Genomic DNA, 17,726 nt, shown 5'->3' with positions numbered 1-17,726 from the left:
CGCTAGTTGTAGGCTAATGATTTTGCTGCATAAGTAATCTCTATTATATTTGTCATTATTCTGATTGCTGTTGTTAATTGATTAACAATTTGAGTAATAAATCATCTTCAGGCTTTATAAATTGCCTTATCATCTAACAAAATATGCCTATCTGCGTTAAAATCACTCTATTCATTATTTTCTAATTTTTATATTAGCTTTAATTCAATTAACTTTGATCACATTCAATCAATAAAAGATAATGCCATTATGAGTAACCATAACCTCACTACATCTATTCAAGCGGCCTTAAGCCAGTTAGAGCATGCGTATAATCCTGCGGAAGTTGAAGCAGGCATGTACCAAGGCTGGGAAGAAAGCGGCTATTTTCAGCCGACATTTGATAAAGACGAGTCGTTTTCTATCGCGCTACCACCGCCGAACGTCACAGGCTCGCTACACATGGGTCATGGCTTTAACAATGCGATTATGGATGCACTCACGCGCTATCACCGCATGGATGGTGACAATACGCTGTGGCAACCAGGTACGGATCACGCAGGTATCGCTACTCAGATGGTTGTTGAACGTCGTTTAGAGGCGCAAGGACTCAAGCGCCGTGATATGACGCGTGCAGACTTCATCGATAAAATATGGGAGTGGAAAGAAGAGTCGGGCGGCAATATCACCGGTCAAATTCGCCGTTTGGGCAGCTCGGTTGACTGGTCGCGTGAGCGCTTTACCATGGATGATGGTCTATCCAATGCAGTAAAAGAAGTGTTCGTTCGTCTGTTTGATGACGGTCTCATTTATCGCGGTAAGCGATTAGTGAACTGGGATCCTAAGTTCCAAACTGCGCTGTCTGACTTAGAAGTCGAGAACCATGACGAAAAAGGCAGCTTGTGGCATTTCCGCTATCATTTCACGGATGCAGATTTAACCACTCAAGATGGCAAAAACTATCTGGTAGTAGCGACCACACGTCCTGAGACATTGCTAGGTGACACCGCTGTCGCCGTCAATCCTAGCGATGAGCGTTATGCACACTTAGTTGGCAAAACCATTACTTTACCAATCACGGGTCGCGTCGTGCCTATCGTCGCTGATGATTATGTCGAGAGCGACTTCGGTACAGGCTGTGTCAAAATCACCCCAGCGCATGATTTTAACGATTATGAATTGGGTCGTCGTCATGACTTGCCACTGATTAATATCTTGGATGAGCGCGCCAATATCCTACCAGCGATGGAAGTTTATCCTGATCTGCAGACGCGTGAGCCAGAGCTAGAGACCACGCCTAGCGAGTATGCAGGGCTAGAGCGTTTTGCCGCGCGTAAGTTCCTCGTTGAGCAAGCAAAGGATCAAGGCTGGCTAGAAGACATCGAAGACTACGCCCTAAAAGCCCCACGTGCTGAGCGTGGCGGTACGATCGTTGAGCCATGGTTGACTGATCAGTGGTATGTCGCGGTCAAAGAGCTTGCCAAGCCTGCGATTGATGCAGTAGAAGACGGCAGCATCGAGTTCGTCCCTGCGCAGTACAAAAACATGTACATGGCATGGATGACCGATCTACAAGATTGGTGCATCAGTCGTCAGCTCTGGTGGGGACATCGTATCCCTGCATGGTATGACGATGCGACGAGTGAAATCTATGTGGCCCGTGACGAAGCGGAAGTACGTAGCAAGTATAATCTCAGCGACGATGTAAAACTGCGTCAAGATGATGACGTACTCGATACGTGGTTTAGCTCTGGTCTGTGGACGTTCAGTACGCTTGACTGGGCAGACGTCAACGCCGATCCACGCGTGATGGATACTTTCCATCCAACCAGCGTATTGGTGACAGGTTTTGACATTATTTTCTTTTGGGTCGCCCGCATGATTATGATGACCATGCACTTCGTGAAAAACGAAGACGGCACGCCGCAAGTACCGTTTCAGACTGTCTATGTACATGGTCTGGTGCGTGATGGTAATGGTCAAAAAATGTCAAAATCAAAAGGTAATGTCTTAGATCCAATCGATCTAATCGACGGTATTGATCTAGAAGCGCTGGTAGACAAACGCACCAGCAATATGATGAATCCAAAAGACGCAGCCAAAATCGAAAAGCAAACGCGTAAAGAGTTTCCAGAAGGCATCCCAGCTTATGGTACCGATGCACTGCGCTTTACCTTTACCTCGCTTGCCAGTACGGGTCGCGATATCAACTTTGATCTAAAGCGTGTCGAGGGCTATCGTAACTTCTGTAATAAAATCTGGAACGCCAGCCGTTTTGTCCTCATGAACTGTGTCGATGGCGAAGGCAGTGCCAAGCCTATCGATCAAGCGGCCAACCCTGACGTTTGGGAGCTACCAGAAAAATGGATCATGAGCCGCCTAAACTCTAGTATTGCCAATATCCATCAGCATTTCGCCCAGTATCGTCTGGATATGGTCAGCCAAGATATCTATGAGTTTATCTGGAATGAGTACTGTGATTGGTACGTTGAGCTAGCCAAAGCCAGTTTAAACGATGACTCAGTGTCGGATGAGCGTAAAGCGCAAATCCGCTATGTGCTACTGCATGTGCTAGAGACGGCGCTGCGTTTCACGCATCCAATCATGCCGTATCTGACTGAGCAAATATGGCAGACCATCGCGCCGCTACTGGGTCGCAAAAACACCGACAGCATCGTAGTCGCTGACTATCCACAAACTGACGATAGCCAAATCAGTGAACAGACTGAGGCAGATATGGCGTGGCTACAAGAGCTAATCGCGAGCGTCCGTAACATCCGTGGTGAGATGAAATTGGGTAACGCGGTACGTCTGCCAGTGCTACTACAAAACGTCTCTAGCGATGAAGAAGCGCGCCTATCGCGCATTGCTAATCAGTTCAAAGCGCTTGCCAAAGTCGAGAGCTTAGAGATCGTCAAAGAAGGCGATGAAGTGCCGCTATCATCATCAAGTATGGTCGGTCAGCTACGCGTACTCGTACCGATGAAAGGGTTAATCGATCCAACGGCTGAGCTGGCACGTCTGGATAAAGCGCATGAAAAACTACAAAAGCAAGCTGATGGTATCGCGCGCAAGCTAGGCAATGAAGGCTTTGTCAGTAAAGCACCTGCACAAGTGGTAGAAGCAGAGAAAGCGAAACTGGCTGAGTTAGAAGGGCAGTTGACCGCGATGACGGCGCAGATGGAACAGTTAAAAGCGTTGTAAATAAAGCGTAAATATCTATAGTAATAAAAAACGCTGTCACAATTGTGATGGCGTTTTTTATTGTCAGGATGATGGTCAACAAGATATCTACCTGATGTATCTGAGATGCCTAAATCTAGTTAGCGTCGTCCAAATCTATACTGTTAAAGAGTAGTAATACCCCAATAGCCAAATAGGAATGATTCCTTCGCGTTAAGGGGTGTATATTGCATGCTGTTTTTTTTATTTTTGAGTTTGCTTTACCCATTTGATTTATTTGAAACATTATTTTGAGGGATATTATGTTAGCTGCTTATCGAGATGATACGTTCTTTCTTAGTCGAGCGTTACCTGTGCTGGTTGCTTTAGCGGCTATTTATGGACTGTTGTCATTGCTGTCTATTCCGATCAATGCTGTGGTGTTGGCTATTGTCCTTATGGTTGTATTTTGTCTTATCAAAATTCCTGTTGCAGTCTCTCTGGTCTCAGCGGCTTTGCTAGGCGGTATGCATGCACAAATGGCGTTTCCAGATATCTTGCAAGTATTGAATGACAACTTACTCAGTGGTGCGCAAGTAGGTATGACTTATATCATGGTCGGGGCATTTGCCGTTGCACTGTCGAGGAGTGGAGTCCTTGATTGGGTGGCGCAAAAAATGGCTCGTAGCCTGAATCGTGAAAGTGTTCATGTGCGCAAACAGGTCAAATGGATGCTGTTTATACTGTTCATTGTCGCCTCGTTACTCTCGCAAAACTTGATTCCAGTACATATCGCTTTTATTCCAGTATTGATCCCGCCATTACTTGGATTGATGAATCGTCTGCAAATGGATCGTCGTGCCATCGCTTGTATTTTGGCTTGTGGTATCAGTGCGTCTTATCTGTTGTTACCGTTTGGTTTTGGTGCGATTTATCTCAACGAGATTTTATTAGAAAATTTTAATACGGTGGGTGCGGCCTCTGGGTTTGTTGCCACAGCCAGTATGGCGCCTAAAGCGATGTTTTTTCCAGTGATGGGTATTTTGGCTGGTATGTTGGTTGCTGTGTTTATCACATATCGTAAGCCGCGCATTTATACTGAATCACCAAAACAAGAAACGGCGACATCTACCGATCAAGAAAACATAGAGATAGGCATACAGCCTTTGATTTTTACTGCATTGGCTGTGATAGTGGTGTTGCTGTTTCAAATGTATTTTGATTCGTTGTTTATTGGGGCTATGATAGGGTTTATGATTCTTGGTTTCTCTGGTATCTATCGCTGGCGGGCTCAGGATGATGTCTTTACGCAAGGCGTTCGACTGATGGCTGAAATCGCTGTGATTATTACTATTGCCTCCAGCTTCGGTGCGGTACTGACAGCCACAGGTGACATCGATCCGTTAGTAGCTTCTGCTGCTCAGATGTTAGGTGATAACAAGCTATTCGGTGCTGTCATGATGCTAGTCGTGGGGTTGTTTATCACGATTGGTTTTGGTGATTCATTTGCTTCTGTACCGATTTTGGCACCTATTTATATTCCATTATGTGTGGCGCTTGGTTTTTCTCCATTAGCGACATTGGCTATGCTTGGTGCATCTGCGGCATTGGGTGATGCGGGATCACCTGCGTCTACACTTACGCTTGGTGCGACTGCTGGTTTAAATGCGGATGGACAGCATGACCATATCAAAGACAGTGTGATTCCGACTTTTTTCCATGCCAATATCGGTATGCTGCTGTTTACTTTGGTCGCTGTGGTATGGCTGTTAGGCTAAACGGGCTGAGTGTGAAGGGTGGTTGACGGCGATGACGGAGCAGATGGAGCAGTTAAAAGCGTTGTAAATAAAGCGTAAATATCTATAGTAATAAAAAACGCTGTCACAATTGTGATGGCGTTTTTTTATTGTCTACTGTTTAGTTCTCTAATCAACTTTTGGCGCTGCAAAATACTGAATATTTGTGTGCTATTATCTATATCCTACTGAGATTAACTCAAATATATCTTCAGTAAAGCACTTGTAGAAGTAGTCGTTATTGAGGAAGCTAAAAGGTCATCTGACTGTGCTAACAGCGCATCTAGAAAAGATAAAGTCGCTGTGGCCTAAATTTATATTTGATTGATAATTAACATTTGAGGACTAATTGCTTTGAAGAATATAGTAATAGATACAAGTTGTATAGCAAAATTCACGTGTGGAAATGCTAACTATAAAGCCATGAAAAGATTAGTTGAAGCTGAAGAAATCAGAGTCCATGTCCCCTATGTTGTTAGAAGAGAGTTTGAAACGCAGAAAGAGATAGAAGCCCAAAAGTTATATAGTGAATCTCTCAAAACTTTGAAAGCTTTAAGCAATAGGTTTCATGAAATAAGCAATATAAAAGGTGTTATTAGTAATCTAGAAAGTGCTGAACGTAGTATTTTAGATTCCGTGAAAGCTGATAATGAGGAGTTTTTCGATGGTTTGAGCTCAAATATAAAGGATATTAGCTCGGAGCAAGCTTTAAAAGCAATGGAAGCGTATTTTGGAGGTAACCCTCCATTAACAAATAAAAAGGATAGACAAGATATTCCTGATAGTTTCATTTGCCAATCAATCCAATCTATTAAGAGCGATGAAGATATAGATTCATTAGTAGTCATAGCTAATGATAATAAAATAAAGAACACTTTCACAGGTCAAGAAGGCTATATTGTTTTTAGTTCTCTAAAGGAATTTTTGAGTAATGAAGAAATGCAAGCTATCTTAGCTAATATTGATACCTTAGAAAGTCTTAGAGATAATCCGTTAGGCTTAATTTCAAGGCTTGAAAATAATAATGCAGTAATAGTAGATTACTTATCCAGTGCTGTAGGAGAAGCGGTTCATGGTAAGACTATAGAAGGACCTTTGATACCTTCTGATGATCATGAAGCTACAATTAGTAAATATTACGAAGGAATAGATATAGAGTTTGATTACACTGATATTATTCATTATGGTAATAATCAAGTAGGTATTAATTTTGCATCAGATTTATGGGTTACCGCAGACTTTTACATAAATAAGTCTGACTATTATGCAAATGAATATGATTTTTCTATAGATGATTGGAATGATCATTACTATCTAGCTGAAAGTGAGTTTCTTGTAAAAGTGACAGGTGTAGCTTCAATAAAGCTAAATAGTGATGACTTAGATGTTAAAGAGATAAATTTGATAGATAGCGATGAATTAGAAGATCATCTTAGCGATTACTATAGTGAGGCTATCATAAAGATTGAGTCGATAGATAGTTTAGAATTGATAGATATAGAGTAATAAATATTAATTTACCTCAGACAGAAAAATCGCTCCAACTCATGCTGTGAGCGGTTTTTTAATGTCAGTAATTAGTCTATTATTTTCAAAGAAATAACACGCTAACGTAAGGAATACCATGAACCATCTCACCGTCGGACAACGCTCGCCTTTAAGCAACCTTGCTATTGACGATAGCGCACCCATCACACTCAAGTTTACTCGTCAAAGTCCAATAGAGATGGACATCAGCTGCTTTGCCTTAGACGCAGCGGGCAAACTGATCAACGATGATTACATGGTATTTTATAATCAGCCAACCTCTCCGTGTGGGCAAATCAAGCTCACCCATTACGAGTCGCAGCCAACGGCGAGTAAAGGCATCCAAGCCGAGTTTGAAGTTAATTTATCCAAATTGGATGCGAATATAGACAGCTTATTTTTTGTATTATCAGCCGATACGCCGCTCAATCAAATTCAATCGTTAGAGATTGGCCTTTGGCAACAGTCGCAAAAGGCACAGGCAGAGTATCAAGCAGCAGACTTTGCTCAGCAGCAAGCCAGTATGCTGATGCAGCTTTATCGTAAAGGCGGTGTGTGGCGAGTATCTAACGTCGCGCAAGGCTTTAATGGTGGACTTGCCGCCATCGTCCAGCATTTCGGTGGTGATGTAGAAGAGGACACTACGCAAGCAGCAGATGTAACGGCAACGCCAGTTCAAGCAAAACCGTCGCTCGAAAAGGTTATGCTAGATAAAGCGCCAAAACTGGTCAATCTCGCCAAAAAAGCTACGGTATCACTTGAAAAACGCCAATTGCAGCAATTAACCGCAAAGGTCGCGTTGGTGTTAGATGCCTCAGGCTCAATGAACAGACAGTACAAAAAAGGCCGCGTGCAAGAGGTGGTCAATCGCATATTGCCATTGGCAGTAAACTTTGATGATGACCAAGCGTTAGACTGCTGGGCGTTTGCCCGAGATCCGCAGTATTTGGGCGAGATTGGGCTGAATAACTACGACGGTTTTATTAAAAACGCTCATGGCGGCTGGCGCAAATGGGCACTTGGCCCGCGCATCAACAATGAAGCAGAAGTCATGAAAGCGGTGACGGAGTTTTATCAAAAGGACGGCTTGGATGTGCCTGTCTACGTGCTATTTATCAGTGATGGCGGAGTGAATGACAATCGCGGTATCACTAGAGTTATGACGGAAGCGGCGAAACTACCGATATTTTGGCAGTTTGTGGGCTTAGGTGGTCGTGGTTATGGCATCCTCAAAAAACTAGATGATATGGAGGGGCGTGTGATTGATAATTGTGATTTCTTTGAACTCGATGATTTGGACGATATCAGTGAAGAAGCCTTGTATGAGAACATGCTAGAAGAGTTCCCAAGCTGGCTAAAAGAAGCCAAGCAACTTGGTATAGTTACTTCATTATAAAAGTATTATTGCGTCATCACTCGATTGCCTTGTACTAATTTTAAATTGAACGGATCATATCGTGTAGCAATAATCTGATTATTTGATTATCGCCGTTTAATTATTACTGACTAAAAAACCGTCATAGCAGATACGATGGCGGTTTTTTATTATTTAAAATATCTTATTTTCTAAAATAGCTTAACGTATAAAATATTTACAGTGCCCACAGAGATTGATACTGCTCGTCAGTCAATGTCACGATATCGATTTCGGCCAGCATTTCGCGTAGGTCTTGCCATTTACTTGCATCAGGCGTGATCGGCGTGATCAATCTGCCCAGCGTATTATCAATGATGGCATCCATCAGTGCATCGGCTTCGGTTTTACTATAGTCGTAATACATACGGTGGGCAGCATCTGAATCATTTTTGCACAGCTCAGTCATCTGGCTGGTCACTTGGATAAAGGTATCTATTGCTTCCTTTTTCGCGGTATAAATTTCATCAGTCGTGAGGATTTCTAACGCCGAAAAGTTAGGATAAGGTGACAGATTCTGATCAATAAACGTAAAGTCCAACCTTTCATGAGTGGCCTCAACGCCCTCAAAGTTATAAAAGCACAGCCATGCACCATCGAGGCTTGGGTCTTCTTGCAGGTTTTTTATATGATAGAAGTCTTTTTGTACAAAGCTCACATTATCACGGCTGATAGCAAAGCCGTTTTTCTTGGCATAGCGGGCCAATATCTCAAAGCCAATACGATTGGTCTTTTCTTCTGCAGCAGGAGTACAGATGCGAATCGGCTGATTGTTCTTGAGTTTATCCATGCTGGACTGCTGCATCAATATGCCACCATCGGTCTCAAAAAAGCAGCCAAGCGCACGTAGATTAGGCGCGTAATGCTCAAACAAATGGATAGGCTCATTTACATGCAGATCGATGCTTTGGTTCTGTAATTCAGCAAAGCCATCATAATGGTCATCAGGCTCGATAATGGTGATATCCAGACCTGCTTGCTCATATGCGCCCGTGGTTACCCCAGCGATAAAAGGCAAATGATCGGGGTTTAAAAACCATTCGAGAGTTAGAGTAAGTTTGGTGGTTGGCTGCATGGTTGTTTCCTTTTTTGAGTATGGAAAACAATCAGACTGATACTATTAAAGTAAAACAAGAAAGGCCAAATAAGAGAGGTGACGTCTCGATGCTAATTATCAGGTGCTTAACGTTCGATATGTTTGGCACCAGTACAACATCTATAGACTGTTCTTACTTGTAGACTTTTTAAGGCGTGTCGCGCTTGTTTCCTACGTCAGTGCTAACTGCTTCAGGTTCACGGGTATGTCTCAGCGATGATCTGGGCTGTATTTACAGCGTTAAATCAAAGCACCCCGACAAGATTGATTGGTACTATATTATTTTTAAGCAATACTGCGGCTGAATCGTACTGCTAATGGCTATTATCGATAATCGATAGCTACTGCGTCATCATAGACGACTTATAAGAGGTGATGCAAGTATGTATGGCATGGTAATGGTAGGACATCACAAGATAGGTAGTGGCTTATATTCGATAGCCGCCTTTTATAACAGGTTGTTATGACAGCTCCTGTTGATAGCGGTTAGTAATAGTCAGCTCTGCTACAAGTATTGATAGAAGAACGCCATACTTCTGGTTAATGCATTGTTTTTCGCTAATACTTACCAAATTACTCACTAGATATACGCATCGATAGCAAAAACGCCATATAAGTTGTCTTGTACAGTTTGTCTGACTACGGCATGCTATGCCTCGTGCAGTCATCATTCTTAGGTGGCTCACTACTGGCACCAACGACCACTTTTCCAATGATATGAAATCTATGACCAATAATAAAAAAGTATTCTATTACCGACCGAAAACCGATCAATCCAAGCATCCGATGTTGCGTTGGACATTTGTGATACTTGGCTGGGTGTTTTTTATATTGGGTCTTATCGGGATACTATTACCTGTCATGCCTACCGCGCCGTTTATTTTGCTAGCAGCAGGGTGCTGGGCACGCAGCTCTCGACGTTTTCATTTTTGGCTGATCAATCACAGATACTTTGGCAAATTCGTCCGAGATTGGGAAGAGAGACATGCCGTTCCACTGTATGCCAAGTGTTTAGCGACTATCATGATGGCAGCATCGACCATCATGTTATTTTATCGATTGCCTGCTGATATGATGTGGATGGCATGGCTGGTAGCCGCTGTTTGTAGTGGGGTTGCGATATATTTGTTCCGTTTACCAAATGCTTAAATTCGTTGCAATTTGGGCAAAAATTGATCAATAAAGGGCTTTAGTTACACGAAACATGAGATAAGACTTGCGATACTAGGATGTTCGACTTATAATATGCCCAAGCTTAAGAGCAGTTCTGCACCAAATCATTACCTCGTAGTATTAGTTATAATCCTTCGTTTTAATATTTATCGTTCAGTAGCTATTTGCAAGCGTTACCGGTCACTAGACCATTAATAAATTTAAAAGTAGGATTATATTATGTCAGACGTTCAAAAAGGTACAGTTAAGTGGTTCAACGAAGCTAAAGGCTTTGGTTTCATCGCTCCAGAAAACGGCGCAGACGTTTTTGCTCATTACAGCGAAATCACTGGTTCAGGTTTCAAAACTTTGGCTGAAGGCCAAGAAGTTGAGTTCACTGTAACTCAAGGCCAAAAAGGCCCACAAGCACATAACATCGTTGCTATCTAATTTGTCCTTATAGACAGATAGATAAATAGATGTAGAAAAGCGAACCTACGGGTTCGTTTTTTTTCGTCTATGATTTAGTATTTAAAGCCTTGGTGTTTAAAGTATTAAGTTTAATGCTAATTCAGGATTAAAAGTTTGAGCCAATCATACTGGACTAAATGATAGATATAAAAAGGCCTCCGACTGTAAATAGTTGGAGGCCTTTCGTATTCAGTGATGGGGTAAAAAGCTGAGAATGGTCAGACAGATTATTATATAAAGCTGATGCCAATATTAATCAGACCACCGCCCAGTATCAACCAACCAAACATAATAGCACCTAGGATAAGCGGTTTAACACCAGCTTGCTTAATTGCGCTCAGATGTGTGGTTAGACCTAATGCAAACATAGCCATCGTAAGTAACACATCATCTAGCATAACCATACTGTGTACGATGCTCTCAGACATTGGCACCCAAGTATGTATCAATACAATACCAATAAAGATAAATGCGAACCATGGTACTTTTACCTGTTTGACTCGGGTCATAAACGATGTGGTCTCGTCTTTATCATTACTTTCTTTGACAGGTGCATTATTAACGGTGCGATCCTTAGTTAATGCGAAAGACAGCACGAGTAAGAAAGGCGCAAGCATCATAACGCGTATCATCTTGGTTACGACAGCAGTATCACCAATCTCGGTATTGATGGCATTACCTGCGACCACGACTTGCGCCACCTCATGTACGGTTGAGCCTGTGTACATACCGTATTGCTGGGCGCTTAGCCAAGGCTGTAACCAGCCAAGGTGATACAAAAAAGGATACAGCAACATTGCGATAGTGCCAAAGACCACGACAGTTGCCACAGCAATAGTGACCTTATGCGCTTGTGCATTGACCACTGGCTCTGCGGCGATGACGGCTGCAGCTCCGCAAATACTCGCCCCTGAGCCAATTAGAATAACGGTTTCTTTATCGACTTTTAACCATCTAGTACCTAACCAATAGGTCAGCAGAAAGGTCGACGTTAGTACGAGCGCATCGGTCATAATCGCTGGCATACCAACGCTAGCAACTTGGGTCATCGTCAGCTTAAACCCATAGAACATAATCGCAAGGCGTAGGATTTGCCCCTTTGCAAAGCAGACGCCGCCGTTTAAACGTTCAGTGAATCTAGGGTAAATGGTATTGCCCAAAATCATACCTAGCAATATCGCTAACGTTAAAGAGGATAAACCGACGATACGTCCGTTTGACCATACATCTAAACTGCTGTCCAACCATAAGCAAAACAAGCTACCCATCAGAACGACTAGCAATCCCGCTACGTGACGGTGATTAGGAGTATAGTTGTGAACAGAGTTACTGACTGTTTGGACGAATGTATGCATAGTGCGGCATCCTATTACTTATATTAAGATAAGCATAAGCTTATGAATAAACAGTATAAGCCCACTGTTTTTATAATAAAAACAGATTAATAAGATATAAACTATCGATTTTTTAGGTTAATATTTGTTGTGAAATTCGATATACCATGCATGAGCATCAAAAAAGACATACCTAACGAATAAGACAGATGAAAAATTGACATAAAGCAATATAAGGCATTTTCAATAACATGAAAAAATCTGTGCAGACATTGCCAAAAATTACGCTTAAGCAGCTCGCTGTCTTTGTCAGTATTTATCAAACAGGCAGCACCAGTCGTGCTAGTGAGGAGCTGCATTTATCACAATCAGCAGTTAGTAGCGCACTGACAGAGTTAGAGTCCAGACTACAGATGCCGCTATTTGAGCGCGTTGGCCGTCGGCTCAATCAGCATCCCAATGCTCATCCTATTTATATACAAGCACAGGCTATTTTGGGGCAGTCACTCACGCTTGAGCATTATCATCAGTATCAAGCAGGACAGATTCATATCGGCGCCAGTACCACTATCGGTAACTATGTGCTGCCGTCGTTGCTTGGCAAGCTATATGAGGCGCTACCCGATGCCAATGTCGATATGTATATTGCCAATACTCAAGAAGTGGTGAGCGAGGTTGAGCAGCTAAATATCGATATCGCACTAGTAGAAGGTATGCCGCGTCCGATAGATATGAAAGCTATTGAGCAGCGTGAGTGGCGAACCGATACGCTGATGATATTTGCCAAGTGTGATAGCAAATGGCTAAAGGATGTTGCTACCTATAACGAAGATGAAAAGTGCTATCAGCTGACCATTAACCAGCTAGCGCAGTTACCGTTACTGGTACGCGAGGCAGGATCAGGCACACGGCAGATTATCGATGAGCAATTACTAAAATATCTACCCAATGCAGAGGTGGTAAAGGCGATACATCAGTCTGAGGCCATCAAACACATGGTAAGTGCAGATATTGGACTGGGTTGTCTATCGCAGCATGTGATTGAGACAGAATTGGCGACAGGTGAGCTAGTACAAGTAAATGTGGCGGGAATCGACCTATCAAGGACATGGTGGTTGGTCTGGCATAAAGCCCGTCACCAAAGCCCCATCTGGCAAACCTTTATAGATATCATTCAATAAGATTAAACGATCAATCTAAAACGACAGACAATAAAAATGCCGCGTTAAAAGTGACACGGCATTTTTATGTTTAAGATGTTTTCTGGGAGCATCAGACAATTAAAGCGTGTTTTTTTATTCTGGAACAGGTTTGTCCAGTCTAACCACAAAGCTGTCGCAAGGTACATTGGGTAGTATATTATCGGCAGTTGCGCCACTGATCCATGCAGCAATACCGGTACGCTTGTGACGACCGATGACCAATAGATCGACATCGTGTTTATGACAGTAGCTGACGATACCTTCGCTACTAGAGATAGCAGTCGTGACTTCTGATGTTGCTGCATTTAGCTGATTGCGTTCAAGGAACTGCGCCAGCTTGGCACGCGCCTCTTGGCAACGCTCATCATCAATCTCATCATATAGGCTAGAGGCAGGCACCAGCTCATAGCCGAAGCCAACCATGGTGTCTTTGACAATATGTAAAACAGATAGCTTAGAGCCTGGACGGTTTTCGACGATGCGCTTGGCCTTTTGGGCGACTATATCGGCATCAGAGAGTAAGTCGGTAACCAGCAAAATATGTTCGTAACTCATAGCGTATTCCTCATGTCAGATAGTATTTACTATAGCACTACTCTAGGGCACTGTTAAGTGAAGCTTGTCGTCTTTTGTGGTCTACCAAGACCAGTTATTACAGTCACCGTAAATGACCAGCTAGATTGAATATATAGCATGCGACAAACATCGCTCATTATTCTGGTATAGGCTCATCAAGTCGAACAACCAAGCTGTCGCAAGGGGCGTTGGGTAGTATACTGTCGGCGGTTGCTTTTACCAACCACGCGGCGATACCATGACGCTCGTGGCGACCAATAACCAGTAAATCGACGTTTTTTTCATGACAATAATCAACGATACCTTTGCTATTAGAAATGGCGGCTGTCACTTCATAGTTGGCGGCTTCTAGCTGATTGTACTCGAGAAATTTTGCCAGTTTAGTCCGTGCTTCTTGCCATTTCTCACCATCGACATCACCTGAGAGTCTCGAAGCAGGTACCAGCTCATAACCAAAGCGTACCATGTCATCTTGGACAATATGCAGCACAGATAATTTGGCATCAGGAGAGCCTGCGAGAATACGTTTGGTTTTTAGCGCTACTTCATCCGCGTCAGGAAGTAGGTCGGTCACCAGTAAAATATGTTGGTAGCTCATAAAAAGCTCCTTTTAGGTAGTTAACTTTATATTAACAGCGCGAACTATCTTCGTTAAGTGTAAAAACCACAATAAAAGTATGGTTATTGTTAAATTTGCCGTGCTAAGTATTCAATGAATAAAGTTAATAGCAGCATAGATTATTGCATGGCTGCTGCCTTGACTTATCCATGTCGCAGCCCCACTAATAGCGCTAAGCCAACTCTTTTTTAGCCAATTTATTACTCTATTTTCCCTGATAGACAGGGCTCTATACGCATAATAAGCGATAAGGATAACTATGACGGACACGCCATTTACTGCTGATTTAACGTTGCATCCAGCATTTGAGTTAATTGAGCATCGCCATATTGAGGCGCTATCGATGGATGTGCTGATCAGTCAGCATGTGAAAACAGGAGCGATGCATTATCATCTGGCACACCCAAGTGATGAAAATGCGTTTTTGGTTGGCTTTCGCACCCAGCCAATGGACTCAAAAGGTGAGGCGCATGTCTTAGAGCATGTGGCCTTGTGTGGTTCGAACAAGTTCCCAGTGCGTGATCCGTTTTTCTCAATGATTAAACGCTCATTAAACACGTTTATGAATGCGATGACTGCCGCCGATTGGACTGCGTATCCGTATGCGACGCAAAACAAAAATGACTATTTTAACTTGCTCGCTGTGTATCTTGACGCGTCATTTTTCCCAAATATCCATCCGCTCGACTTTGCGCAAGAAGGTATTCGCGTCGAGCTTGATGAAAACGACAAGCCGCAGTTTAAAGGTATTGTCTTTAATGAAATGAAAGGCGCGATGAGCGGCGAGATTGATCAGCTATACCATACGGTAGCGCATCATCTGTTCCCAACGACGACCTATCACTATAATTCAGGCGGCGATCCTGCTGATATCCCTGACTTGACGCACACTGAGCTGACTGAATTTCATCAGAGCCACTATCATCCGTCGAACAGCGTCATCATGAGTTTTGGTAATATCCCTGTTGCTGAGACGCAAGCGAAAATACATGAAGATGCTTTAACTCAGTTTGAAGCCGGTAAAAAGCACGTATCGCGTCCAGAGCAGCGTTTGTCTGCGCCAGTGAGTGCGGTCGATACTTATACTGCGGATGAAGCAGGGCCAGATCAAACTCATCACGTAGTTGCTTGGTTATTACCGTCGATTACTGATCCTAAGCAGCGCTTAGCATTACGTTTGTTAGAAGGCGTATTAATTGAGCATGCAGGCTCGCCATTGCGTGCTTATCTTGATAGCCATCCACTGGGTAAAGCGCCAAGTCCGCTATTAGGGCTTGATGACAGCCATTATGAAATGGCCTTTTATACAGGTCTGCGTGGTTCGAACCCTGAGCATGCCGAAGCAGTAGAGCAGGGCATTATTGACTTACTGACTGAAGTAGCCAATTCACCAGTTGACGACGAGACAATTGAAACCATTCTGCATCAGATTGAAATTGATCAACGTCATATCGGCGGCGATAGCATCCCTTATGGTCTAAACCTTATGCTAGAAGGCTTTAGTACGGCTATTCATGATGGTAATCCTATCGACGTATGGGAAGTAGACGAGCATCTACAGTGGTTACGCGAGCAAGTAAAAGATGAGCAATGGTTACCGAGTTTAATCAAAACGCATTTATTAGATAATCCGCATCGTGTGCGCGTAACGATGACTCCTGATAGCGAAAAAACAGCACGTTTGGCAGCAGCTGAGCAGACGCGCCTTGACACTATCGAGATGGATTTGACTGCTGATGATAAAGCTATCTTAAAGCAACAAGCTTTAGACTTGGCAGCACGTCAAGCCGCGCCAGATGATTTGAGCTTATTGCCAAAAGTAGGTCTGGAAGACGTACCAACGGATATTAGCTTTAAAGCAGGTACGCAAAAGCAAGTGCGTCTGAGCGGACAGGACAGCACGCTATTTGAATATGAAGCTGGTACCAATGGCATCTATTACTATCAAGTGATCGTCCCGCTTACTGAGGTAATTGGCAATACGAGTGCAGATGAGTTGCCAGCCAATGATGTGATTAATCATCCATTGCTGCCTATTTATTTAAGTCTACTGTCTGAGTTAGGTACTGATTCACTTAGCGCTCACGAAATGCAAGCCAAGCAAGCGGCGCATTCTTCTGGTGTGACCGCACGTATTAGCCAACGTACCAACGTCGATGATAGCCAAGCGATTAGCAGTTATTTTGTTGTGGCAACGCGTGCGCTGAATCGTAAACCTGAAGCGATTGACCTGCTCAAAGAAGTGATGGAGCACAGTATCTTCTCTGAACATGATCGTATCAAAGAGATCTTACAACAGCGTCAAGCAGGTTGGCAGTCAAACCTTGCTGGTTCAGGGCATTCATATGCGATGCAAACGGCTAGTCGCGGTATGAGCCGCCAATCGCAGTTGGAATATGTGCGCAGTGGCTTACCAGCATTGAACGCACTTAAGGACTTTTTGGCACATGCCAATACTGACGATGATCAATGGGATCAACTGGCAACGAGCTTGATGGACTTACATCAACGCCTGATCAGATTGCCGAAACATGCCGTTATTATCTGTGAAGCAGAGCAAACCGAACGCTTAAGTAGCTTGATCGTTGATAGCTGGAAAGACAGCCAAGCGTCAACCGCTGCTAATGACTTAACAAATGCGGTAGCAAATATCCCAAGCGAGTTTGCAAACCTGCAATTAGATACTGCTCTAAATGGCGTGACTGATGCAGTCAAAGCATTAGAAAATGGTGTGACGCTCGATGTTGAAGACTTGGCATGGTTAGTGCCCACCAACGTCTATCATAATGCCAGTGCTTATACTGTACCTGCAGCTGATCATCCAGATACTGCTGCACTTATGGTATTAGCGCCTTACTTACGTAACGGTTATTTGCACAGTGCGATTCGTGAGCGCGGCGGTGCCTATGGCGGCGGTGCAGGTTATGATGCCAATGCTTGCGCCTTTAAGTTCTTTAGCTATCGTGATCCGCAATGCGCTGAGACCTTTGCTCACTTTGATGATAGTATTGAATGGCTATTGAACGAACCACAAACTGATGAGCAACTGGAAGAGGCTATCTTAGGTATTATCTCAGGTATGGATAAGCCAGGTTCTCCAGCAGGTGAGGCGATCAAAGCGTGTTTTGCGAATTTGCACCATCGCGGTGCTGATTGGCAACGTAAAATGCGTGCATCAATCTTGGCTGTGACGGTCGCTGATTTACAGCGTGTTGCCAAGCAATACCTGCAAGGCCAAAAGCATGTACGTGCGGTACTAGCGCCTTATGATAAAGAAGAGACAGTAAAAGGTCTTGGTTTTGAAGTTTGTAGAATAAAGAGCTAAGACAATTAGATCTGTTCTTGATTAAAAGTTAAGTCCAAAAAAGCCAAGCATGATGCTTGGCTTTTTGCGGTTA

General features: G+C 43.4%; 12 protein-coding genes. 8 read left to right on the top strand and 4 right to left on the bottom strand.

Annotated elements, in window-relative coordinates:
• The first annotated feature begins 249 nt into the window (after window positions 1-249).
• The 4 genes from ACT3QR_RS05110 to ACT3QR_RS05095 all read left to right on the top strand — a co-directional run bounded on the left by ACT3QR_RS05110 (window position 250) and on the right by ACT3QR_RS05095 (window position 7,860).
• Entirely contained in the window at window positions 250-3,183 is a 2,934-nt protein-coding gene (locus ACT3QR_RS05110) for a valine--tRNA ligase (RefSeq protein ID WP_444520306.1), read from the top strand.
• Window positions 3,184-3,464: 281 nt separating this feature from the next.
• On the top strand, window positions 3,465-4,919 hold the full coding sequence (locus ACT3QR_RS05105; protein ID WP_444520305.1) for a Na+/H+ antiporter family protein: 1,455 nt from the start codon (window positions 3,465-3,467) through the stop codon (window positions 4,917-4,919).
• A 372-nt stretch (window positions 4,920-5,291) separates the two neighbouring features.
• On the top strand, window positions 5,292-6,443 hold the full coding sequence (locus ACT3QR_RS05100) for a PIN domain-containing protein (RefSeq protein WP_444520304.1): 1,152 nt from the start codon (window positions 5,292-5,294) through the stop codon (window positions 6,441-6,443).
• 118 nt (window positions 6,444-6,561) lie between these two features.
• Entirely contained in the window at window positions 6,562-7,860 is a 1,299-nt protein-coding gene (locus ACT3QR_RS05095; protein WP_444520303.1) for a VWA domain-containing protein, read from the top strand.
• Window positions 7,861-8,056: 196 nt separating this feature from the next.
• On the opposite strand, the gene ACT3QR_RS05090 is transcribed toward ACT3QR_RS05095, so the two are convergent.
• Window positions 8,057-8,953: an ABC transporter substrate-binding protein gene (locus ACT3QR_RS05090; RefSeq protein WP_444520302.1), complete on the bottom strand. Its 897-nt coding sequence runs from the start codon at window positions 8,951-8,953 to the stop codon at window positions 8,057-8,059.
• A 747-nt stretch (window positions 8,954-9,700) separates the two neighbouring features.
• On the opposite strand from ACT3QR_RS05090, the gene ACT3QR_RS05085 reads away from it, so the two are divergent.
• Complete coding sequence (locus ACT3QR_RS05085; protein ID WP_444520301.1) at window positions 9,701-10,123, top strand: YbaN family protein; 423 nt, start codon at window positions 9,701-9,703, stop codon at window positions 10,121-10,123.
• A gap of 243 nt (window positions 10,124-10,366) precedes the next feature.
• Complete coding sequence (cspE, locus tag ACT3QR_RS05080) at window positions 10,367-10,576, top strand: transcription antiterminator/RNA stability regulator CspE (RefSeq protein WP_068403593.1); 210 nt, start codon at window positions 10,367-10,369, stop codon at window positions 10,574-10,576.
• Window positions 10,577-10,827: 251 nt separating this feature from the next.
• Here the strand turns inward: cspE and ACT3QR_RS05075 are convergent, their stop codons facing one another.
• Window positions 10,828-11,952 (bottom strand): YeiH family protein, encoded by a 1,125-nt coding sequence (locus ACT3QR_RS05075; protein ID WP_444520300.1) that lies wholly within the window; start codon window positions 11,950-11,952, stop codon window positions 10,828-10,830.
• A gap of 230 nt (window positions 11,953-12,182) precedes the next feature.
• On the opposite strand from ACT3QR_RS05075, the gene ACT3QR_RS05070 reads away from it, so the two are divergent.
• Window positions 12,183-13,112: a LysR substrate-binding domain-containing protein gene (locus tag ACT3QR_RS05070; RefSeq protein WP_444520299.1), complete on the top strand. Its 930-nt coding sequence runs from the start codon at window positions 12,183-12,185 to the stop codon at window positions 13,110-13,112.
• Between the two features lie 114 nt (window positions 13,113-13,226).
• Here the strand turns inward: ACT3QR_RS05070 and ACT3QR_RS05065 are convergent, their stop codons facing one another.
• Complete coding sequence (locus tag ACT3QR_RS05065) at window positions 13,227-13,688, bottom strand: universal stress protein (protein ID WP_444520298.1); 462 nt, start codon at window positions 13,686-13,688, stop codon at window positions 13,227-13,229.
• Window positions 13,689-13,845: 157 nt separating this feature from the next.
• On the bottom strand, window positions 13,846-14,307 hold the full coding sequence (locus ACT3QR_RS05060; protein ID WP_444520297.1) for a universal stress protein: 462 nt from the start codon (window positions 14,305-14,307) through the stop codon (window positions 13,846-13,848).
• 280 nt (window positions 14,308-14,587) lie between these two features.
• Between ACT3QR_RS05060 and ACT3QR_RS05055 the strand changes: the two genes are divergently transcribed.
• Window positions 14,588-17,653 carry an insulinase family protein gene (locus ACT3QR_RS05055; RefSeq protein WP_444520296.1) on the top strand — a complete coding sequence of 1,022 codons (3,066 nt, stop codon included), beginning with the start codon at window positions 14,588-14,590 and terminating at the stop codon, window positions 17,651-17,653.
• Window positions 17,654-17,726 lie beyond the last annotated feature (73 nt).

It is taken from the genome of Psychrobacter sp. AOP7-B1-25, from assembly GCF_052376195.1.
Taxonomy (GTDB): domain Bacteria; phylum Pseudomonadota; class Gammaproteobacteria; order Pseudomonadales; family Moraxellaceae; genus Psychrobacter.
Note: the sequence above shows the minus strand (reverse complement) of the source record. Positions and strands in the feature narration are given on the sequence as shown.